The organism is Pseudomonas frederiksbergensis (assembly GCF_003732665.1).
Taxonomy (GTDB): Bacteria; Pseudomonadota; Gammaproteobacteria; order Pseudomonadales; family Pseudomonadaceae; genus Aquipseudomonas; species Aquipseudomonas frederiksbergensis_G.
Genome location: NZ_MOBP01000006.1, coordinates 127,598 through 147,704, shown reverse-complemented (window position 1 = coordinate 147,704; position 20,107 = coordinate 127,598). Strand labels below are relative to the sequence as shown.

The 20,107-nt window shown below is 58.8% G+C and carries 17 protein-coding genes; 13 read left to right on the top strand and 4 right to left on the bottom strand.

The window, feature by feature from the left end:
- Positions 1 to 54: 54 nt before the first annotated feature.
- From BK665_RS10525 to BK665_RS10505, 5 genes are all read left to right on the top strand, one after another.
- Entirely contained in the window at positions 55 to 1,650 is a 1,596-nt protein-coding gene (locus BK665_RS10525) for an ABC transporter substrate-binding protein (RefSeq protein WP_123405224.1), read from the top strand.
- 74 nt (positions 1,651 to 1,724) lie between these two features.
- Positions 1,725 to 2,735, top strand: coding sequence for an ABC transporter permease subunit (locus tag BK665_RS10520; RefSeq protein WP_123405222.1), 1,011 nt, complete (start codon positions 1,725 to 1,727; stop codon positions 2,733 to 2,735).
- A 13-nt stretch (positions 2,736 to 2,748) separates the two neighbouring features.
- The gene (locus BK665_RS10515; RefSeq protein WP_123406314.1) at positions 2,749 to 3,660 is read left to right on the top strand and encodes an ABC transporter permease subunit; all 912 of its coding nucleotides are present in this window, start codon (positions 2,749 to 2,751) and stop codon (positions 3,658 to 3,660) included.
- A gap of 10 nt (positions 3,661 to 3,670) precedes the next feature.
- On the top strand, positions 3,671 to 4,639 hold the full coding sequence (locus BK665_RS10510; RefSeq protein ID WP_123405220.1) for an ABC transporter ATP-binding protein: 969 nt from the start codon (positions 3,671 to 3,673) through the stop codon (positions 4,637 to 4,639).
- On the top strand, positions 4,639 to 5,619 hold the full coding sequence (locus tag BK665_RS10505) for a peptide ABC transporter ATP-binding protein (RefSeq protein WP_123405218.1): 981 nt from the start codon (positions 4,639 to 4,641) through the stop codon (positions 5,617 to 5,619). The genes BK665_RS10510 and BK665_RS10505 overlap by 1 nt, the downstream gene beginning before the upstream one ends.
- A gap of 181 nt (positions 5,620 to 5,800) precedes the next feature.
- Here the strand turns inward: BK665_RS10505 and BK665_RS10500 are convergent, their stop codons facing one another.
- The gene (locus tag BK665_RS10500) at positions 5,801 to 6,058 is read right to left on the bottom strand and encodes a hypothetical protein (RefSeq protein WP_123405216.1); all 258 of its coding nucleotides are present in this window, start codon (positions 6,056 to 6,058) and stop codon (positions 5,801 to 5,803) included.
- Positions 6,059 to 6,496: 438 nt separating this feature from the next.
- Positions 6,497 to 8,080 carry a peptide chain release factor 3 gene (locus BK665_RS10490; protein ID WP_123405212.1) on the bottom strand — a complete coding sequence of 528 codons (1,584 nt, stop codon included), beginning with the start codon at positions 8,078 to 8,080 and terminating at the stop codon, positions 6,497 to 6,499.
- Between the two features lie 365 nt (positions 8,081 to 8,445).
- Here BK665_RS10490 and BK665_RS10485 point away from each other — a divergent pair, with 365 nt between their 5' ends.
- The 7 genes from BK665_RS10485 (at position 8,446) to BK665_RS10455 (ending at position 15,911) form a co-directional block, all read left to right on the top strand.
- Positions 8,446 to 9,162: an ABC transporter permease gene (locus BK665_RS10485; protein ID WP_123405210.1), complete on the top strand. Its 717-nt coding sequence runs from the start codon at positions 8,446 to 8,448 to the stop codon at positions 9,160 to 9,162.
- A gap of 20 nt (positions 9,163 to 9,182) precedes the next feature.
- On the top strand, positions 9,183 to 10,076 hold the full coding sequence (locus tag BK665_RS10480) for a glycine betaine ABC transporter substrate-binding protein (protein WP_123405208.1): 894 nt from the start codon (positions 9,183 to 9,185) through the stop codon (positions 10,074 to 10,076).
- Between the two features lie 12 nt (positions 10,077 to 10,088).
- On the top strand, positions 10,089 to 10,742 hold the full coding sequence (locus BK665_RS10475) for an ABC transporter permease (protein WP_123405206.1): 654 nt from the start codon (positions 10,089 to 10,091) through the stop codon (positions 10,740 to 10,742).
- Complete coding sequence (locus BK665_RS10470) at positions 10,739 to 11,896, top strand: osmoprotectant ABC transporter ATP-binding protein OsmV (RefSeq protein WP_123405203.1); 1,158 nt, start codon at positions 10,739 to 10,741, stop codon at positions 11,894 to 11,896. Before BK665_RS10475 ends, BK665_RS10470 begins: the two co-directional genes overlap by 4 nt.
- A 568-nt stretch (positions 11,897 to 12,464) precedes the next feature.
- Entirely contained in the window at positions 12,465 to 13,628 is a 1,164-nt protein-coding gene (locus BK665_RS10465; protein ID WP_123405201.1) for a type III PLP-dependent enzyme, read from the top strand.
- Between the two features lie 182 nt (positions 13,629 to 13,810).
- Positions 13,811 to 14,875: an alpha-xenorhabdolysin family binary toxin subunit A gene (locus BK665_RS10460; protein WP_123405199.1), complete on the top strand. Its 1,065-nt coding sequence runs from the start codon at positions 13,811 to 13,813 to the stop codon at positions 14,873 to 14,875.
- A gap of 34 nt (positions 14,876 to 14,909) precedes the next feature.
- Positions 14,910 to 15,911, top strand: a complete 1,002-nt coding sequence (locus BK665_RS10455; RefSeq protein WP_123405197.1) for an alpha-xenorhabdolysin family binary toxin subunit B — start codon at positions 14,910 to 14,912, stop codon at positions 15,909 to 15,911.
- A 52-nt stretch (positions 15,912 to 15,963) separates the two neighbouring features.
- On the opposite strand, the gene BK665_RS10450 is transcribed toward BK665_RS10455, so the two are convergent.
- Entirely contained in the window at positions 15,964 to 16,725 is a 762-nt protein-coding gene (locus BK665_RS10450; protein ID WP_123405195.1) for a tetratricopeptide repeat protein, read from the bottom strand.
- Entirely contained in the window at positions 16,722 to 17,402 is a 681-nt protein-coding gene (locus tag BK665_RS10445) for a Fe2+-dependent dioxygenase (RefSeq protein ID WP_123405193.1), read from the bottom strand. Before BK665_RS10445 ends, BK665_RS10450 begins: the two co-directional genes overlap by 4 nt.
- A gap of 207 nt (positions 17,403 to 17,609) precedes the next feature.
- On the opposite strand from BK665_RS10445, the gene BK665_RS10440 reads away from it, so the two are divergent.
- On the top strand, positions 17,610 to 19,868 hold the full coding sequence (locus BK665_RS10440) for a TonB-dependent receptor (protein WP_123405191.1): 2,259 nt from the start codon (positions 17,610 to 17,612) through the stop codon (positions 19,866 to 19,868).
- Positions 19,869 to 20,107: the final 239 nt, after the last annotated feature.

The following is a 20,107-nucleotide window of genomic DNA, read 5'->3' as shown; positions in this document are numbered from 1 at the left end:
TGATGAGTCGGCCGTTCGGCTTTTATCTGTTCCACCGATTGCAGAGGGTTCTTGATGAAAATGCTTCCCCTACGTGCGGCCATCGCTGCCGCGTTGCTGAGTGTCGCTGTTGGCGTCTCGGCCAAACCCCTGGTGGTCTGCACCGAAGCCAGTCCGGAAGGCTTCGATATGGTCCAGTACACGACTGCAGTCACAGCCGATGCGGTGGCCGAAACCATCTTCAATCGCCTGGCGGACTTCAAGCCCGGCACCACCGAAGTGGTTCCGGCACTGGCCGACTCCTGGGACATCAGCGAAGACGGTCTGACCTATACGTTCCACCTGCGCAAAGGCGTCAAGTTCCACACCACCGAATACTTCAAGCCGACCCGCGACATGAATGCCGACGACGTGGTCTGGAGCTTCCAGCGCCAGCTGGACCCGAATCACCCATGGCACAAACTGTCGAGCGTGGGCTTCCCGTACTTTGAAAGCATGGGCTTCAAGGAACTGCTCAAAAGCGTCGAGAAAGTGGACGACAACACCGTCACTTTCACCCTGACCCGCCGCGAAGCACCGTTCCTGGCCGACATCGCCATGGCCTTCTCCTCGATCTACTCCGCCGAGTACGCCGATCAGTTGCTCAAGGCCAACAAGACTGGCGATTTGAACAACAAGCCAGTCGGCACCGGCCCGTTCATCTTCCAGCGCTACGCCAAGGACGCCCAGGTACGGTTCAAGGCCAACCCGGAATATTTCCGTGGCAAGCCACCGGCCGACGCGTTGATCCTGGCCATCGCCACCGACAACAACGTGCGCCTGCAAAAGCTCAAGGCCAATGAGTGCCAGATCGCGCTGTATCCGAAACCGGATGACATCCCGAGCATCAAGAAAGACCCGAGCCTGAAGGTCGATGAGCTGAACGCGATGACCGTTTCGTATATCGCCATGAACACCACCCACAAGTACATGAGCGACGTGCGGGTGCGTAAAGCGATCGACATCGCTTTCGACAAAGCAGCCTACGTCAACGCGCTGTTCGGCAAAGGCAACGCCACCGTGGCGGTCAACCCGTACCCGGACACCCTGCTGGGCTACAACCACAAGCTGACCAACCCGCCACGTGACCTGGACAAGGCTCGCGCCCTGCTCAAGGAAGCCGGCGTGCCGGAAGGCACCACGTTTACCCTGTTCACCCGTAACGGCGGCGGCCCGACCAACCCTAACCCGATGCTCGGCGCACAAATGATGCAGGCTGACCTGGCCAAGGTCGGGATCAAGATCGACATCCGCGTCATGGAGTGGGGCGAAATGCTCAAACGCGCCAAAAACGGCGAGCACGACATGGTTTCCGCCGGATGGGCGGGCGACAACGGCGACCCGGATAACTTCTTGACGCCTATGCTCAGTTGCGAGGCGGCCAAAAACGGCGAAAACTACGCGCGCTGGTGCAGTGAGAAATTTCAGACGCTGATCGACGAAGCCCGCGCTAAAGTGAACCCCGCTGAACGCGCAGCGCTCTATGAGCAAGCCCAAGAGGTCTTTAACCAGGATCAGCCTTGGATCAGCATGGCCCACACCCGCATGTTTACCGCAATGCGCAACAACGTAGAGGGCTATCACATTAGCCCGCTCACAACCAATAACTTCGCCACCACCCAGGTGAAGTAGATAAGAAAACTCCCGGCGTCCCTGACTCCAGGGACGCCAGGCACGCCTAACCGGCTGATGAGGTACTACACAAGATGTTTAGTTTTATTGCCCGCCGACTGGGGTTACTGATCCCCACGTTTTTCGGCATCACCTTGCTGACTTTCGCGTTGATTCGCATGATTCCGGGCGACCCCGTGGAAGTAATGATGGGCGAACGTCGGGTCGACCCCGAAATGCACGCCCAGGCAATGGAACGCCTGGGGCTGAACAAACCCCTGTATGCCCAGTACCTGGATTACATCGGCAAGTTGGCCCATGGCGACCTTGGCGAATCCCTGCGTACCCGTGAAAGTGTCTGGACCGAGTTCAGCTCTCTATTCCCCGCGACCCTGGAACTGTCCATGGCCGCACTGTTGTTCGCCGGCGTCCTGGGCCTCCTGGCCGGGGTGATCGCGGCACTCAAGCGAGGATCCCTGTTCGACCATGGGGTGATGGGCATCTCCCTGGCGGGATATTCGATGCCGATCTTCTGGTGGGGCCTGATCCTGATCATGTTCTTCTCGGTGAGCCTGGGCTGGACCCCGGTATCCGGGCGGATCGACCTGCTCTATGACATCGAGCCACGCACCGGTTTCATGCTCATCGACACCCTGCTGGCCGATGACGTCGGTGCATTCTTCGACGCCCTGCATCACCTGATCCTGCCGGCCATCGTGCTCGGCACCATCCCGCTGGCCGTTATTGCGCGGATGACCCGTTCTTCGATGCTCGAAGTGCTGCGTGAAGACTACATCCGTACCGCCCGCGCCAAAGGCCTGTCGCCGGCCCGCGTGGTATTCGTGCACGGCCTGCGCAACGCATTGATCCCGGTCCTGACCGTGGTCGGCTTGCAAGTCGGCACGCTGTTGGCCGGTGCGGTCCTGACCGAAACCATCTTCTCCTGGCCCGGCATCGGCAAATGGCTGATCGAAGCCATTGGCGCACGGGATTATCCCGTGGTGCAAAACGGCATCCTGTTAATCGCCTGCCTGGTGATTGTGGTCAACTTCGTAGTGGACATCCTCTACGGCTTTGCCAACCCACGCATTCGTCACCAGCGCTGAGATCATCATGACCATGACCACTCCAATTCCATCGGTAGCAGTCGATCAAAGCCTGCTGTACCCGTCCCCGTACAAAGAATTCTGGCAAGCCTTCTCCAAGAACAAAGGTGCCGTCGCCGGCCTGATGTTCATGCTGCTGGTGATTTTCTGCGCGATCTTCGCGCCGTGGGTTGCCCCGCACAACCCGAGCGAGCAATACCGTGACTTCCTGCTGACCCCGCCGTCCTGGCTGGAAGGCGGGCAAATCCAGTTCCTGCTCGGCACCGATGAACTGGGTCGTGACTTGCTGTCGCGCCTGATCAACGGTTCGCGCCTGTCCCTGCTGATCGGTTTGTCGTCGGTGGTGATGTCGCTGATTCCGGGCATCCTGCTGGGTCTGTTCGCCGGGTTCTTCCCGCGCGTGCTCGGCCCGACCATCATGCGCCTGATGGACATCATGCTGGCCCTGCCGTCCCTGCTGCTGGCCGTGGCGATTGTCGCCATCCTCGGCCCTGGCCTGATCAACACCATCATTGCCATCGCCGTGGTGTCCCTGCCGTCCTATGTTCGTCTGACCCGCGCCGCGGTGATGGGCGAACTGAACCGCGACTACGTGACCGCCGCCCGCCTCGCCGGTGCCGGCCTGCCACGCCTGATGTTCGTCACCGTGCTGCCAAACTGCATGGCGCCACTGATCGTTCAAGCGACCTTGAGCTTCTCCTCGGCGATTCTCGATGCCGCGGCCCTGGGCTTCCTGGGCCTTGGCGTACAACCGCCAACCCCTGAGTGGGGCACCATGCTGGCTTCGGCTCGCGACTACATCGAACGCGCCTGGTGGGTGGTAAGCCTGCCTGGTCTGACCATTTTGCTCAGCGTGCTGGCAATCAACTTGATGGGCGACGGCCTGCGCGATGCGCTGGACCCGAAACTCAAGAACGCCGCCTGAGGAGATTCAAATGTCACTGCTAGAAATCAAGAATCTCAACGTTCGCTTCGGCGACGCCACTGCCGTGCCGGTGGTCGATGGCCTCGACATCTCCGTGGACAAAGGCGAAGTACTGGCCATCGTTGGCGAGTCGGGTTCGGGTAAATCCGTGACCATGATGGCGCTGATGGGCCTGATCGAGCATCCGGGCATCGTCACTGCCGACGCCCTGAATTTCGACGGCAAGAACATGCTCAAGCTCAGCAACCGTCAGCGTCGGCAAATCGTCGGCAAAGACCTGGCCATGGTCTTCCAGGACCCGATGACCGCGCTGAACCCGAGCTACACCGTCGGTTTCCAGATCGAAGAAGTGCTGCGCCTGCACCTGAAAATGTCCGGCAAGCAAGCGCGCAAGCGTGCCATCGAGCTGTTGGAAAAAGTCGAAATCCCGGGCGCCGCCAGCCGTATGGACGCCTACCCGCACCAACTGTCCGGCGGTATGAGCCAGCGTGTTGCGATCGCCATGGCGATTGCCGGCGAACCGAAACTGCTGATCGCCGACGAACCGACTACGGCGTTGGACGTAACGATTCAAGCGCAGATCATGGACCTGCTGTTGGCCCTGCAGAAAGAGCAGAACATGGGTTTGGTGCTGATCACTCACGACCTCGCGGTCGTGGCCGAAACCGCTCAGCGCGTGTGCGTGATGTATGCCGGTCAAGCGGTGGAAGTCGGTCAAGTGCCGCAACTGTTCGACATCCCGGCACACCCGTACAGCGAAGCGCTGCTCAAGGCGATTCCGGAACACAGCCTCGGCGCCACACGCCTGGCTACTTTGCCGGGCATCGTTCCGGGTCGTTATGACCGTCCGCAGGGTTGTCTGCTGTCGCCGCGCTGCCCGTACGTGCAAGACAACTGCCGCACGCAGCGTCCGACCCTCGATCCGAAAAGCAACAGCCTCGCCCGCTGCTTCTACCCGCTGAACCAGGAGGTGGCGTAATGGCCGTCGTACTTACCGCCCGCGACCTGACCCGTCACTACGAAGTGTCCCGTGGCCTGTTCAAGGGCCATGCGACCGTGCGCGCCCTGAACGGTGTGTCGTTTGAACTGGAAGCCGGCAAGACCCTCGCCGTCGTCGGTGAATCGGGTTGCGGCAAATCCACCCTGGCCCGGGCCCTGACGCTGATCGAAGAGCCGTCCTCCGGTTCCTTGAAAATCGCCGGGCAAGAAGTCGCCGGTGCTGACAAGTCTCAGCGCAAGCAACTACGCAAAGACGTGCAGATGGTGTTCCAGAGCCCGTACGCCTCGTTGAACCCACGGCAGAAAGTCGGTGACCAGCTCGGCGAGCCGCTGCTGATCAACACCAATCTGTCCGCCGCCGAACGTCGCGAGAAAGTCCAGGCGATGATGAAGCAGGTGGGCTTGCGTCCTGAGCACTACCAGCGTTATCCGCACATGTTCTCCGGCGGTCAGCGCCAGCGTATCGCCCTCGCCCGCGCCATGATGCTGCAACCGAAAGTGCTGGTGGCGGACGAACCGACCTCAGCGCTCGACGTGTCGATCCAGGCCCAGGTGCTGAACCTGTTCATGGACTTGCAGCAAGAGTTCAACACCGCCTACGTGTTCATCTCCCACAACCTGGCAGTCGTCCAGCACGTGGCCGATGACGTGATGGTGATGTACCTCGGTCGCCCGGTGGAAATGGGCCCGAAGAACGACATCTACGAGCGCCCGCTGCACCCGTACACCCAGGCGTTGCTGTCGGCCACCCCGACCATTCACCCGGACCCGAACAAGCCGAAAATCAAGATCGTCGGCGAGTTGCCTAACCCGCTGAACCCACCGTCCGGCTGCGCTTTCCACAAGCGCTGCCCGTACGCCACCGAGCGCTGCAGTACTGAAGAACCATTGCTGCGGCCGTTGGATAACCGCCAGGTGGCTTGCCACTACGCCGAGCAATTCCTCGACGGCGCGGCGTAAAAATGTGGGAGCGGGCTTGCTCGCGAAAGCGCTGTGTCATTCAACAGTGATGTCGACTGACACGGCCTCTTCGCGAGCAAGCCCGCTCCCACAGGGATTGCGGTGTCTTACCAAGTTGACCAAACCCCTTTTCCTGGATTGCGCATCAGTCCGGTAGAAGGGGTTTTCTTTTGCCTGCGATTTACGACTGGCTGTCGCCTTCGTCGTCATCGTCGGTGTCTGGCTCTTCGGTGGTCGAGTCATCATCATCGGCGCTACCACCCTGCCCTTGATCACCGCCCTCGGATGCGGATTTGGCGATCATCATGCCCGTGTGCGCTACCTGCCCGCTCGAGGCCTGTTCACCATGGGCCGGGCAATCGGCCCACGCCGCCGACATGCCCACGGACAGCATCACCAAAACCTTCAGCAAAAACACAATGCGTTGAAAAATGCTCATAGCCGATTCCATCCTTTCTGAGATGCAGCATGGGTGCCTGACGGCGCATGACCCGAGTGCCGTGGCGCTGAATGAAATCTAGTTCCGATCGGCCGGGTTCTCCAGATAGGACGCTAACGAATGGCGGTAATTGCCGTTGATGGGCAGATTGGTTTGGAATAAGGGATATACCCAAACTCACTAAAAACGCCGATCTCCTGTGGGAGCGGGCTTGCTCGCGAAGAGGGGGTGTCAGTGACATAAATATCGACTGACACGCCCTCTTCGCGAGCAAGCCCGCTCCCACAGGGATTTTGCTGAACTGGCCAAAATCGGGGTAACAAAAAACCCCGCAGCTTTCGCAACGGGGTTTGGGTGCACCTCACAACCCGTAGGAGCAAAGCTTGCTCGCGATAGCGCTCCCAACGCCACCATCGCCGCAAAGCCGCTGCCTACAAATTAATGATGCTCACGGGTCGCACGGAATTTCACGTCCGGCCAGCGCTCTTCCATCAGCGCCAGGTTGACCCGGGTCGGCGCGAGGTAGGTCAGGTGACCGCCGCCGTCGATGGCGAGGTTTTCCACGGCCTTGACCTTGAACTCTTCCATCTTCTTTTTATCGTCGCAATCGATCCAGCGTGCCGAGTACACGGTGATCGGCTCGTAGGAGCACTCGACCTTGTATTCCTCTTTCAAGCGGCTGGCGACCACATCGAACTGCAGCACACCGACGGCGCCGAGGATGATGTCGTTGCTGCGCTCGGGGAAGAACACCTGGGTCGCGCCCTCTTCAGCCAATTGCTGCAGGCCCTGGCGCAGTTGCTTGGATTTGAGCGGGTCACGCAGACGCACGCGACGGAACAGTTCCGGGGCGAAGTGCGGGATGCCGGTGAAGCCCAGGACTTCGCCTTCGGTGAAGGTGTCGCCGATCTGGATGGTGCCGTGGTTGTGCAAACCGATGATGTCGCCGGCGAAGGCTTCTTCCAATTGCTCACGTTCGGAGGAGAAGAACGTCAGCGCATCGCCGATCCGCACGTCCTTGCCGGTGCGCACGTGGCGCATCTTCATGCCTTTTTCGTACTTGCCGGAGCAGATACGCATGAAGGCGATACGGTCGCGGTGTTTGGGGTCCATGTTCGCCTGGATCTTGAACACGAAGCCGGCGAATTTCTCTTCAACCGGTTCCACGGTGCGCTCGTTGGCTACGCGGGCCAGGGGTTTCGGCGCCCAGTTGACCACGGCGTCGAGCACGTGATCGACACCGAAGTTGCCCAAGGCAGTACCGAAGAACACCGGGGTCAGTTGGCCGTCGAGGAATTCCTGTTGATTGAATTCGTGGCAGGCGCCCTGCACCAGTTCCAGTTGATCGACAAAGCGATCGTATTCGTCGCCCAAGTGTGCGCGAGCTTCATCCGAGTCGAGCTTCTCGATGATTTTCACATCGGTGCGCTCGTGGCCGTGACCGGCGGTGTAGACGATGATGTAGTCGTCGGCGAGGTGGTAAACGCCCTTGAAGTCGCGGTAGCAACCGATCGGCCAGGTGATCGGCGCAGCCTTGATCTTCAGGACCGCTTCGATCTCGTCGAGCAGTTCGATCGGGTCACGGATATCACGGTCGAGTTTGTTGATGAAGCTGACAATCGGCGTGTCACGCAGACGGCAGACGTCCATCAGCGCGATGGTCCGAGGCTCAACACCTTTACCGCCGTCGAGGACCATCAAGGCCGAGTCCACTGCCGTCAGGGTGCGATAGGTATCTTCAGAGAAGTCTTCGTGGCCCGGGGTGTCGAGCAGGTTGATCATGTGGTCGCGATACGGGAACTGCATGACCGACGTGGTAATCGAGATACCCCGTTGCTTTTCCATTTCCATCCAGTCGGACGTCGCATGGCGGTCGGATTTACGTGACTTCACCGTGCCCGCAATCGCAATCGCCTTGCCCATCAGCAAGAGCTTCTCGGTGATGGTGGTTTTACCGGCATCGGGGTGGGAAATAATGGCGAAAGTGCGGCGTTTCGCGACTTCGGCGGCCTGTTTGGTCATGGGAAATCGCCTGGCAGGTGATTCAAAAAAGGGCGGCGAGTATAGCGCAAACCGAGCGCTACGGACCACCGCTCGCCCTGTCGTCCATGGCGATTAACGGGACCATTGGGAGATCAAGGGTGGCTAATTGCTGCCAATTATGGAACCTTTTAAAAGGTAGAGACGTCCACTCCCCTGTTACAGCTCTCGTAGCAGGGTTTGAAAAACCTGCAAGTTAGCCTGACGAGGCTGCGCTTATGGCTCGATCTCATGCGGTTTCATCAGCATGAAGAGCTGCTTCTCGCGAATGTTGATTTCCCGGCAGCCAGTGATGGCATTGCCACACGGGACTGCGTTCGCCGACTAAGAAAAAAAGGAGTCCGCCTGTGGCTATTCGCTATGGCAAGGGGCTTATTGGAGGTGCGGTTGTCGTCGCACTCCTGGCCCTGCTGGTCCATTGGATTGGCATCAACACGATCGAACATTACCGCGACGATTTGTTGTTTTACCTGCAAGCTCACTTGATTCTCGTCCTGGTTTCCATGCTGGCCGCCCTCATTGTGGGCATCCCCGCCGGCATCTTCCTCAGCCGCCCCAACATGGTGGGCCGCGCTGAACGCTTCATGCAGATCTTCAACATCGGCAACACCGTGCCGCCTCTCGCCGTACTGGCCATCGCCCTGGGGATTCTGGGCATCGGCAGCGGCCCGGCGATCTTCGCCCTGTTCCTCGCCTCGCTGTTGCCGATCGTTCGCAACACCTATGAAGGCCTGAAAAACGTCCAGGGTTCGCTGAAAGAAGCGGCCGTCGGCATCGGCATGACGCCCACCCAAGTGCTGTGGCGGGTCGAACTGCCGAACGCGGTGCCGATCATCATCGGTGGCGTGCGCGTGGCCCTGGCGATCAACGTCGGCACGGCACCGCTGGCGTTCCTGATTGGCGCGAACAGCCTGGGCAGCCTGATTTTCCCCGGCATCGCCCTGAACAATCAGCCGCAACTGCTGCTCGGCGCGGCCTGCACCGCCCTGCTGGCCTTGCTGCTCGACGGCCTGGTGACACTCGCCAGCCGCCTCTGGCTCGAACGCGGCCTACGCCCGTCTTAAGCCTCGGCAAAGGAATTTTTATGAAGAAATTAAGCTTGATACTAGGCTGCGCCCTGCTGTTCGCAGGATTTGCCCAATCCGCTGAAAAACCCGTGATCCGCATTGGCGCCCGGGTGTTCACCGAACAAACCCTGCTGGCGGAAATCACCTCCCAATACCTGCGCACCAAGGGTTACGACACCCAGGTGACCGGCGGTCTGGGCAGCACCCTGGCCCGCAGCGCCCAAGAAAGTGGCCAGCTGGATTTGATGTGGGAATACACCGGCGTGTCGCTGGTGGCTTACAACCACATCACTGACAAGCTCGACAGCGCTCAGTCCTACGCCAAGGTGAAAGAAGTCGACGCGAAAAAAGGCCTGGTCTGGCTGACGCCGTCGAAATTCAGCAACACCTACGCCCTGGCCCTGCCGGAAAAAACCGCGCAGGCCTATCCGCAGATCAACACCATCAGTGAGCTGAACACGGTGATGCAGGCTGAGGCGAAGACCAATCACCTCGTGGCCCTGGACACCGAGTTCGCCAACCGCTCCGACGGTCTGGAGGGCATGGTCGATCTGTACGGCATGAACCTGACCCGCAAGAACACCCGACAGATGGACGCCGGGCTGGTCTACACCGCCCTGCGTAACAGCCAGGTGTTTGCCGGTCTGGTCTACACCACGGACGGTCGCTTGAACGCCTTCAAGCTGAAACTGCTCGAAGACGACAAGCACTACTTCCCGGACTACACCGCCGCACCGGTAGTGCGTCAGGTCTACCTCGACGCCCATCCGAAACTCGCCGAAGAGCTCAAGCCACTGGCCGAACTGTTCGACGACGCCACCATGCGTGCGCTTAACGCCCGGGTCGATGTCGATCACGAAAGCCCTTCATCGGTTGCCGCAGATTTCCTGCGCCAGCACCCGATCAACTGAGGAGGAGAAGACATGGAATTTTTGAACGCCTTTTCCCATCTCGACTGGCCGCTGGTCCTGCACCTGACCTGGCAGCACATCACCCTGGTCGGCATCGCCGTGACCCTGGCGATTCTCGTCGGCGTGCCCCTGGGCATCCTGATGACGCGCTTCCCGTCCCTCGCCGGCCCCTTGCAGGCCAGCGCCACGGTGCTGCTGACCGTGCCGTCGATTGCGCTGTTCGGCCTGCTGCTGCCGTTCTACTCCAAGTTCGGCCAGGGCCTGGGCCCGATGCCGGCGATCACCGCCGTGTTTCTGTATTCGCTGCTGCCGATCATGCGTAACACCTACCTCGCCCTGACCGGCGTCGAACCGGGCATTCGCGAAGCCGCACGCGGCATCGGCATGACCTTCGGCCAGCGCCTGCGCATGGTTGAACTGCCGATCGCGGTGCCGGTGATCCTCGCCGGTGTGCGCACCGCCGTGGTCATGAACATTGGTGTCATGACCATCGCCGCGACCATCGGCGCCGGTGGCCTCGGTGTACTTATTCTCGCTTCCATCAGCCGCAGCGACATGTCGATGCTGATCGTCGGCGCCGTGCTGGTCAGTCTCCTGGCCATCTTCGCCGACCTGCTTCTGCAATGGCTGCAACGCACGCTGACTCCAAAAGGACTGCTCAAATGATCGAACTTCAAAACCTCAGCAAGACCTTCCAAAGCAACGGCAAAGATGTGAAAGCCGTGGACTCGGTAAGCCTGACCGTCAATGAAGGCGAAATCTGTGTGTTCCTCGGGCCATCGGGCTGCGGCAAAAGCACCACGCTGAAGATGATCAATCGCCTGATCAAGCCGACCTCGGGCAAGATCCTGATCAACGGCGAAGACACCACCGACCTCGACGCAGTGACCCTGCGTCGCAACATCGGTTATGTGATCCAGCAGATCGGTCTGTTCCCGAACATGACCATCGAGGAAAACATCACCATCGTTCCGCGCCTGCTGGGCTGGGACAAACAGAAGTGCCACGACCGCGCCCGCGAGTTGATGAGCATGATCAAGCTCGAACCCAAGCAGTACCTGACGCGTTATCCGCGTGAGTTGTCCGGTGGTCAGCAGCAACGGATCGGTGTGATCCGTGCGCTGGCGGCGGATGCGCCGCTGTTGTTGATGGACGAACCGTTCGGCGCGGTCGATCCGATCAACCGCGAGATGATCCAGAACGAATTCTTCGAGATGCAACGGGCGCTGAACAAGACCGTGATCATGGTCAGCCACGACATCGACGAAGCGATCAAGCTCGGCGACAAGATTGCGATCTTCCGCGCTGGCAAGCTGCTGCAGATCGATCACCCGGACACGCTGTTGGCGCACCCGGCGGATGACTTTGTCAGCAACTTCGTCGGCCAGGACAGCACCCTCAAGCGTCTGTTGCTGGTGAAAGCCGAAGACGCGGCGGACAACGCGCCGTCGGTGAGCCCGGAAACCCCGGTGGCCGAGGCCCTGGAGTTGATGGACGAACTGGACCGTCGTTATGTGGTGGTCACGGATGGTGAGAACAAGGCGCTCGGTTATGTACGACGTCGCGACCTGCACCGTCAGACCGGTACGTGCTCGCAGTACTTGCGCGAGTTCAACGCCACGGCGGCGTTTGACGAGCATTTACGCATCCTGCTGTCGCGCATGTACGAGTTCAACCGCTCGTGGTTGCCGGTGATGGACGCCGAGCGGGTGTTCCTGGGTGAAGTGACCCAGGAATCGATTGCCGAATACCTCAGCTCCGGCAAGTCCCGTGGCGGCAAGACCAGCATTGTTTCGCCGGCCGAGACTGCGGTCGCCTGATCTGACGCCTTCGCGGGCAAGCCTCGCTCCTACAGGTGCGATGTCGTACGCAACATCACGGCATACCGAAAACCTGTAGGAGCGAGGCTTGCCCGCGAATGGGGCACCACAAATCCCCTTGAGACACCTCAAATTGATCGTTCCCACGCTCTGCGTGGGAATGCCGCCCGGGACGCTCTGCGTCCGCCCTTTGAGACGCGGAGCGTCTCCGGATGCATTCCCACGCAGAGCGTGGGAACGATCTTCTGAGGGAACATCACACTGTCATGCAGGTCGGTTACATCAGTAACTGTCCGGGACCGCACGACGGAAGCGTGCAGAAACGCGACATTTTTTGTTGATCTCAAGCCCCTCACGCCCTAAAGTTCGCGCCGAACGTCCATGCTGGAAACGATCCATCCGGCTCAAGTACTGACGACGAGACAGCAAGGCCAAGGGCAGCACCGCCTCCCGTGGCCTTTTTGCTTTCGGCGACATGCCTTGGGAAGTAGGCGAACCAAAGTGGGGATACGGAGGACGTTCATTTGCACCCATTGTTAATTTCAGTTTGCCAGTAGGAGTTCCCAGCATGTCGATCAACGTCGAAGACTATTTCGCGCGCGATACCTTCAACAAAATGAAGGCGTTCGCCGACAAACAAGAAACCCCGTTCGTGGTGATCGACACCGCGATGATCAGCCAGGCCTATGACGACCTGCGCGCCGGTTTCGATTTCGCCAAGGTCTACTACGCGGTCAAGGCCAACCCGGCCGTCGAAATCATCGACCTGCTCAAAGAGAAAGGTTCGAACTTCGACATCGCGTCGATCTACGAGCTCGACAAAGTGATGAACCAGGGCGTCGGCCCGGATCGCATCAGCTACGGCAACACTATCAAGAAATCCAAGGACATCCGCTACTTCTACGAGAAGGGCGTGCGTCTGTATGCCACTGACTCCGAAGCCGACCTGCGCAACATCGCTAAAGCGGCGCCGGGTTCGAAAGTCTACGTGCGCATCCTCACCGAAGGCTCGACCACCGCTGACTGGCCGCTGTCGCGCAAATTCGGCTGCCAGACCGACATGGCCATGGACCTGCTGATCCTCGCCCGCGACCTGGGCCTGGTGCCTTACGGCATCTCGTTCCACGTCGGCTCGCAACAGCGCGACATCAGCGTCTGGGACGCGGCGATCGCCAAGGTCAAAGTGATCTTCGAGCGTTTGAAAGAAGAAGACGGCATCCACCTGAAGCTGATCAACATGGGCGGTGGCTTCCCGGCCAACTACATCACCCGCACCAACAGCCTGGAAACCTACGCTGAAGAAATCATCCGTTTCCTCAAGGAAGACTTCGGTGACGACCTGCCGGAAATCATCCTGGAACCTGGCCGTTCGTTGATCGCCAACGCCGGCATCCTGGTCAGCGAAGTGGTGCTGGTCGCGCGCAAATCCCGTACTGCCGTCGAGCGATGGGTGTACACGGATGTGGGCAAGTTCTCCGGCCTGATCGAAACCATGGACGAAGCCATCAAGTTCCCGATCTGGACCGAGAAGAAAGGCGAGATGGAAGAAGTGGTCATCGCCGGCCCGACGTGCGACAGCGCCGACATCATGTACGAGAACTACAAGTACGGTTTGCCGCTGAACCTGGCCATCGGTGATCGTTTGTACTGGTTGTCCACCGGCGCCTACACCACCAGCTACAGCGCGGTTGAATTCAATGGCTTTCCGCCGCTGAAGTCGTTTTACGTGTAAGCGTAAAATCCAATAAAAAACCCGTGATCATTCACGGGTTTTTTTTATGATTAAAACCTCCAAAAAGGCACTTAATATTACAACACACCAAAGAAAGAACAGGTTACAGACAAAACATACAACAATCAGGCGAATGCCTTTACTCTAAAAACTCAACGCACACTCTAAATGGATTTAGAACAATGCACCTGAGCAGTAACACCTCAACCCCCATCATTACCAAAGACGACATTCGCAAGATCAAACATTATATTGCGACCGCTAAAGCGCTGCCCGTCACCCTCGAAGAAGTCGAACAACAACTGAAAACAAAAACGACCAATATCGTGGGTCTGGAACCGTTTGATGTTGTCAGCCTGTATCACAAGATCATCAATAACGCTAACGCCTGGAAAGACATCGAATTTTCCATGAAACGCGTGGGCGGCAGTCTTTCGACGTTCTCCGAAGATTTGGAAAGTTTCGGTCAGGATATTATCGACGCCATCGTGACCATGCCCGGTTACCAAAGCTACCTCGGCACGATTGGAAACATGACGGAGAACGAAATCAACAGCCTGCCGCCGCTGGAAATCGGCAAGGCCGAGAAGAACCGCTTCGGCTCCATCAGCGAATCCCTGGCGTTCATTGGTCGTTCGATCGATGACAAGAAGCTGAGCAGCGTGGATATCCTGGAACGCCTGAAGTATTTCAAGACAGAACTCAACAATGAAGTCCATATCGGTATCGGCGCAAAACTGAAACTGGCCAGCACCGACGAAATCAATCGGCACATTACCCAGATCAATCAAAAAATCGACGAAAGCCAGAAGCGTATTGATGAAAAAACCCGAGAAACTTCAGCCACGTTCTTTGATCATGTCATGGGGTTTGTCAACCCGCTGGGTTCCAGGCACTACAAGCTTGTCGCTGACTTACAGAAAGTCCACCTCTCACCGTTGATCAGGGAGCGCGAACAACTCACAGAACAAATTAAACAAAAAAGCATTCTCTCAGGAACATTGCTGGAACTTCATAGCGAACTGGACAGCCTGATGACTTACATTGAAGGCGCCATTACCAGTACGGCGCAACTTGAAACCCTGTGGGGGTCCACCTCTGACTATATCAACGCTTCGAAAAACAAGCTGTCGGGCATTCATGACTTCCTGACACTGCGAAGCTTTGTCTCCAGTTTTAAAGTCATCCTGAAAAACTGGAAGAACATTCAAAACAATGCCAACGCCCTTATAACCGCGTTCGACTGATCCATTCATCTATTAATAGGAAAAGGATTTCCTCATGTCTACTCCAGCTTATGTTGCACCTGACTTCGCCTTGATTCGCGACAGCCGTGAAGCCATTCGTTACCAATCGATTGTCGGCTCTGCCAACCTGTACATTAAAGCCCTGAGCGATGAGCTGATCGGGCTTAATGCAGCCGTCAGCAGTACCGACCAACTGTTCGCCAACGCCATTACGTCGGCGATTACCGCGCTGGAAACCCAAGACCTTCACGAAAACCTTGAGGCCCTGGCGGTATTGACTGGCCGTGAAGCCGACGCGGGTGTGAAAAACGCGATCAAGCTGTATTCGACCACCGCCAACCAATTGATGGAACTGTGCACCAGCCAGATTGCCCAGTTACACACGCAGTTGCAGCATGGCTTGTTCAATGTCCAGAGCATCACCATCAGCAACAATCGCTTCAGGCTGGCGGAGCTGGCCGACAAACAGGTTGGCCTGGACGAGGAGTTGAGCGCAGAGCAAGTGCCCCTGGACACCCTGCGTGACGATGAAGACATCTTGAACGAAGCCATCAAAGTCTTCGAAAAGCAGAGCTTTATCGATCGCCTCAAGCCCTTGCTGGAACAACTCATGGCGCTGATCGGCGACAAGCCTGAAACGCCGCAAACCGCAGCCATGAAGGCCGGGCTGATTGTGGCGAACAAATTCCTCGATGAAGCCAACGAATTGACCCAATACAGGGATTTGCTCAAGGCCCGGCAAATCATCCAGACCCGCATCGACCAGCGCCAGGCGCGGGTGACTTCGCTGAACGCGCAACTGCGTGACGTCCACGACAAGACCCGACAGCTAAACGACACTCAGAAAGTCGTGCCGCACCAGCAGGTTTATGTCCGCGAAGCCGACAAACTGGTCGCTGCGTTGTCAGCATTCCTGAAGGCAGTCATGCCCTCCAGCAATGAGGACATGCTGAGCACCGGCAATCGCCTGATCGGGCAAAGCCAAGCGTTGCACGCCTATATGAACGTCCTGCAAGGTCGCTGGATGCGCGGCTGATTGTCAGCCCCTTGCGCATCGGCCCGTCAGACAATGGGCCGGTGCGCAGTCTTTAAATCAGGTGGCTGGCCAGCTCGGCCAGCCGTTGCCGATAGGGCTGGGCCATGGCGCGAATCTGCGGATGCCGTGCGCCCAGCAACGACTCGCTGCTGACCCGCAGAAAATTGATATTCCCACCGGCCAGCGCCTTGTGCAGCCAGCCCAGTGCCGCGTCGATGTTCCCTTCCTCCGCCAGCACTGCCGCATAACTGAACTGCCCGCGAAAATCGCCGCCAAGTGCCGAGCATCGATACCAGTTAACGGCTGCCACTGGATCAACCGGGCAATGGCGCCCCTCCTCCAGATACCGCCCCAGCAGGTTCATCGATTTGGCATGGCCCGATTCAGCCGCACGGCGATAAAGGCTCAGGGCTTGCTTCTGGTCCTCGGACACGCCGCGCCCGGTGGCGAGCAGGTTGGCATAGTTGTACATCGCCCAATCCAGCCCCTGCTCAGCCGCGAGGCGATAATGCACCGCCGCCACCGCAGCATCCGCCGTGCAACCCCAGCCGTGCTCATGACATCGGCCGAGCATGTTGCGCGCCATCAGGTGCCCGCCCCGGGCCGCGATGTCGAACCAGCGCACGGCCAGCGGCTGATCCTGTTCGATGCCCTGCCCGTCCAGCAGGATCTGCCCGAGCAACGCCTGGGCATCGAGTACGCCTTCGCGGGCCGCGATCAGGATCGCCTGGGCCGCCCGTGCGGGACTTTCCTCAAGCATCGCTTTGAGCTGATCACCGTCGAGCACTTCCTCGCGGCGCAGTTGGTAACTCATACCTCGACCCAGCGGCGCAACAGGTTGTGATAGGTGCCGGTGAGGCGGATCAGTGAAGGATGATCGGGCATGTCTTGAGTCAGTTGCTGGATGGCGCCGTCCATCTCAAACAGCAAGGCACGCTGGCTGTCTTCGCGGACCAGGCTTTGGGTCCAGAAGAACGACGCATAACGCGTTCCGCGAGTGACGGCGTTGACCTTGTGCAGACTGCTGCCGGGGTACAGCACCATGTCGCCGGCGGGCAACTTGACCCGTTGGGTGCCGAAGGTGTCCTGGATTTCCAGTTCGCCGCCGTCGTAGTCCTGCGGTTCGCTGAAGAACAGCGTCGCCGACAGGTCGGTGCGCACCCGCTCGATACTGCCTTTGGGCTGGCGTACCGCGTTGTCGATATGGAAGTCGAAGCTTCCACCCGCCGTGTAACAGTTCAGTAACGGTGGGAAGACTTTGTGCGGCAGTGCGGCCGACATGAACTGCGGATTTTTCCACAGCCGTTCAAGCATGGCCGCGCCGATTTCCTTGGCCAGCGGATGACCTTCAGGCAGTTGCAGATTGTGCTTGGCCTTGGCCGACTGGAAGCCGGCGGTGATCTTGCCGTCGGCCCAATCCGCCTGTTCCAGGGCCTCGCGGATGCGCTGCACTTCTTCTTTCGCGAACACGCCGGGAATGTGCAGCAACATGAGGACGACACCTGATTTCAAAGAGGCGCCAATGGTATTGATTCTTATTGACTGTGTAAAACCCCACAGACGAACGAGACAGCAAAAACCGTAAGGTTAAATTGTAAAGAATGTAAATTCGTCGCGAATAGTAACGTTTCGCAATTGATACAAATACTTGTTTACCCTATATTCCGCGGCCTCAAATCCTTGGGGAGGGGAATTCACATGTCACGCCAACAATCACAATTACCGGGCAGTTCACCGCGTTTGCTCGCTTCTGCCATTGGCATGGCGATCACTGCCGGCTCCGCCGGGCACATGGTTTTCGCTGCTGAAAGCACCGAAGAAAAAGCGCCGAACAATGGGATTTCCCTCGATGCCACCAGCGTGGTCGGCGAGCAGCAAGACACCTCCTACAAGACCGATACCTCGGCCTCCAAGAAATACACCGCGCCGCTGCGTGAAACGCCGAAAAGCGTCACCGTGATTCCGCAACAAGTGATCCGCGACACCGGCGCCACCAGCCTGGTCGATGCGTTGCGCACTACGCCGGGCATTACCTTCGGTGCCGGCGAAGGCGGCAACCCGGCCGGCGACCGTCCGATCATTCGCGGCTTCAACGCCGAAAGCGATGTGTTCGTCGATGGCATGCGCGACCCTGCGTCGCAAAGCCGCGAGATCTTCGACGTGGAATCGGTGGAAATCAGCAAAGGCCCGGGCTCGGCCTTCACCGGCGCCGGCTCCACCGGTGGCAGCCTGAACCTGGTGAGCAAGACCGCCAAACTCGGCAACTTCTACAACGGCGGCTTCACCTGGGGTTCGGACCAGACCAAGCGCACCACCCTGGACCTGAACCAGCAGATCAATGACACCTCCGCTTTCCGTCTGAACCTGATGAAGCACGAAGCCAACGTCGCTGGCCGTGATGGCGTGGATGTCAGCCGCTGGGGCGTGGCGCCGACCTTCTCCTTCGGCCTGGGCACCGACACCCGTGTGACCGTCGGTTACTACCACGTCGAAACCGACGACATGCCGGACTACGGCGTGCCGCTGACCCTTAGCCCGAACCGCAGCAAGTACAACGTCGACAAACCGGCCAACGTCAATAAAGACAACTTCTACGGCCTCACCGGTCGCGACTATCGCCAGACCCAAAACGACAGCGGCACGATCAAGATCGAACACGATCTGAATGACGACCTGACCGTTTCCAACAGCTTCCGCATGTCCCGCTCGACCCTGGACTACATCGTCAGCAACCCCGACGACAGCAAGGGCAACGTGGCCAAAGGCAGCGTTTACCGTGGCGCGAAAAGCCGTAACTCGACGTCCAGCGGCTGGGCCAACCAGACCGACCTGAGCGCCAAGTTCAACACCGGCGCGATCGAACACAGCCTGGTCACCGGCCTGGAGTTTTCCTATCAGGACACCCACAACCGTCCGTACATCCTGACCTCGACGGCGGCCGGCACTACGTGCAACCGTGCGCTGTTCAACTCGGGCGACTGCACCAACCTGTACAAGCCGACGCCTGGGGATAACTGGTCGGGCACGATCACGGACAGCAACGCCTTCACCGACACCGATACCAAGACCGCCGCAGCCTACGTATTCGACACGCTGAAGTTCAACGAGCAATGGTCCCTGAACCTGGGCCTGCGTTACGACAACTACCAGACCGAATCCAGCGGCTATGCCAATGCTGGCCGTAGTTCGCCAGCGGGCAGCTTTTCCCGCGAGAACACCAGCGACCTGCTCAACTACCAGATCGGCGTGGTCTACAACCCGTTGCCTAACGGCAGCGTGTATGCGGCCTATTCCACCTCCAGCAACCCTGCCGGCGAAACCAGCGGTAACGGCGGCCTGGAACTGGCAGCGAACAACAGCGACCTGGACCCGGAAAAAAACCGCAACTACGAAATCGGCACCAAGTGGGACTTCTTCGGTGACGACCTGTCGCTGACCGCCGCACTGTTCCGCACCGAGAAAACCAACGCCCGTATCGACGATCCAGATGGCGCCACCACCCAAGTGCTGGACGGCGAACAAACCGTCAACGGTCTGGAACTGACCTACACCGGCAAGCTGACGCGTAACTGGAAAGTCTTCGGCGGTTACACCTACATGGACAGCGAAGTGGTCAAGACCACCCTCGCCGCCGACAAAGGCAACCACATGCCGAGCACGCCACGGAACAACTTCACCCTGTGGTCGACCTATGACCTGATCCCGGAAAAACTGACCGTGGGCGGTGGCGCGACCTTCGTCGATTCGCAGTTCGGCAACGTCGCCAACTCGGTGGAGATCCCGTCCTACTGGCGCTACGACGCCATGGCCAGCTACGCCCTGACCAAGAACGTCGACCTGCAACTCAACGTACAGAACCTGACCGACAAGCGTTATTTCGACCAGGTGTTCCAGACGCACTACGCCCACGTGGCGGCGGGTCGTACCGCCCTGCTGAGCGCTAACTTCCACTTCTGATTGCCCGCCACACCGCAATCCCCCTGTGGGAGCGAAGCTTGCTCGCGAAGGCGTCGTGTCAGTCGACATCGAAACTGCCTGATACACCGCTTTCGCGAGCAAGCTTCGCTCCTACAGGAATTGCGGTGGTTATCAGGGCCAGGCCCCGTTCATTCAATTGAACGGGGCTTTTGTGCGTAATAAAGAATGTTTCTCGACAACCCACGGCATAATGCGCGCCGTGATGAATACTTTCGAAC

Bases quoted from the DNA above. Each gene is read 5' to 3' on its own strand.
- BK665_RS10525 (WP_123405224.1), top strand. From the start codon at position 55: ATGAAAATGCTTCCCCTACGTGCGGCCATCGCTGCCGCGTTGCTGAGT.
- BK665_RS10520 (WP_123405222.1), top strand. From the start codon at position 1,725: ATGTTTAGTTTTATTGCCCGCCGACTGGGGTTACTGATCCCCACGTTT.
- BK665_RS10515 (WP_123406314.1), top strand. From the start codon at position 2,749: ATGACCACTCCAATTCCATCGGTAGCAGTCGATCAAAGCCTGCTGTAC.
- BK665_RS10510 (WP_123405220.1), top strand. From the start codon at position 3,671: ATGTCACTGCTAGAAATCAAGAATCTCAACGTTCGCTTCGGCGACGCC.
- BK665_RS10505 (WP_123405218.1), top strand. From the start codon at position 4,639: ATGGCCGTCGTACTTACCGCCCGCGACCTGACCCGTCACTACGAAGTG.
- BK665_RS10500 (WP_123405216.1), bottom strand. From the start codon at position 6,058: ATGAGCATTTTTCAACGCATTGTGTTTTTGCTGAAGGTTTTGGTGATG.
- BK665_RS10490 (WP_123405212.1), bottom strand. From the start codon at position 8,080: ATGACCAAACAGGCCGCCGAAGTCGCGAAACGCCGCACTTTCGCCATT.
- BK665_RS10480 (WP_123405208.1), top strand. From the start codon at position 9,183: ATGAAGAAATTAAGCTTGATACTAGGCTGCGCCCTGCTGTTCGCAGGA.
- BK665_RS10475 (WP_123405206.1), top strand. From the start codon at position 10,089: ATGGAATTTTTGAACGCCTTTTCCCATCTCGACTGGCCGCTGGTCCTG.
- BK665_RS10470 (WP_123405203.1), top strand. From the start codon at position 10,739: ATGATCGAACTTCAAAACCTCAGCAAGACCTTCCAAAGCAACGGCAAA.
- BK665_RS10465 (WP_123405201.1), top strand. From the start codon at position 12,465: ATGTCGATCAACGTCGAAGACTATTTCGCGCGCGATACCTTCAACAAA.
- BK665_RS10460 (WP_123405199.1), top strand. From the start codon at position 13,811: ATGCACCTGAGCAGTAACACCTCAACCCCCATCATTACCAAAGACGAC.
- BK665_RS10455 (WP_123405197.1), top strand. From the start codon at position 14,910: ATGTCTACTCCAGCTTATGTTGCACCTGACTTCGCCTTGATTCGCGAC.
- BK665_RS10450 (WP_123405195.1), bottom strand. From the start codon at position 16,725: ATGAGTTACCAACTGCGCCGCGAGGAAGTGCTCGACGGTGATCAGCTC.
- BK665_RS10445 (WP_123405193.1), bottom strand. From the start codon at position 17,402: ATGTTGCTGCACATTCCCGGCGTGTTCGCGAAAGAAGAAGTGCAGCGC.
- BK665_RS10440 (WP_123405191.1), top strand. From the start codon at position 17,610: ATGTCACGCCAACAATCACAATTACCGGGCAGTTCACCGCGTTTGCTC.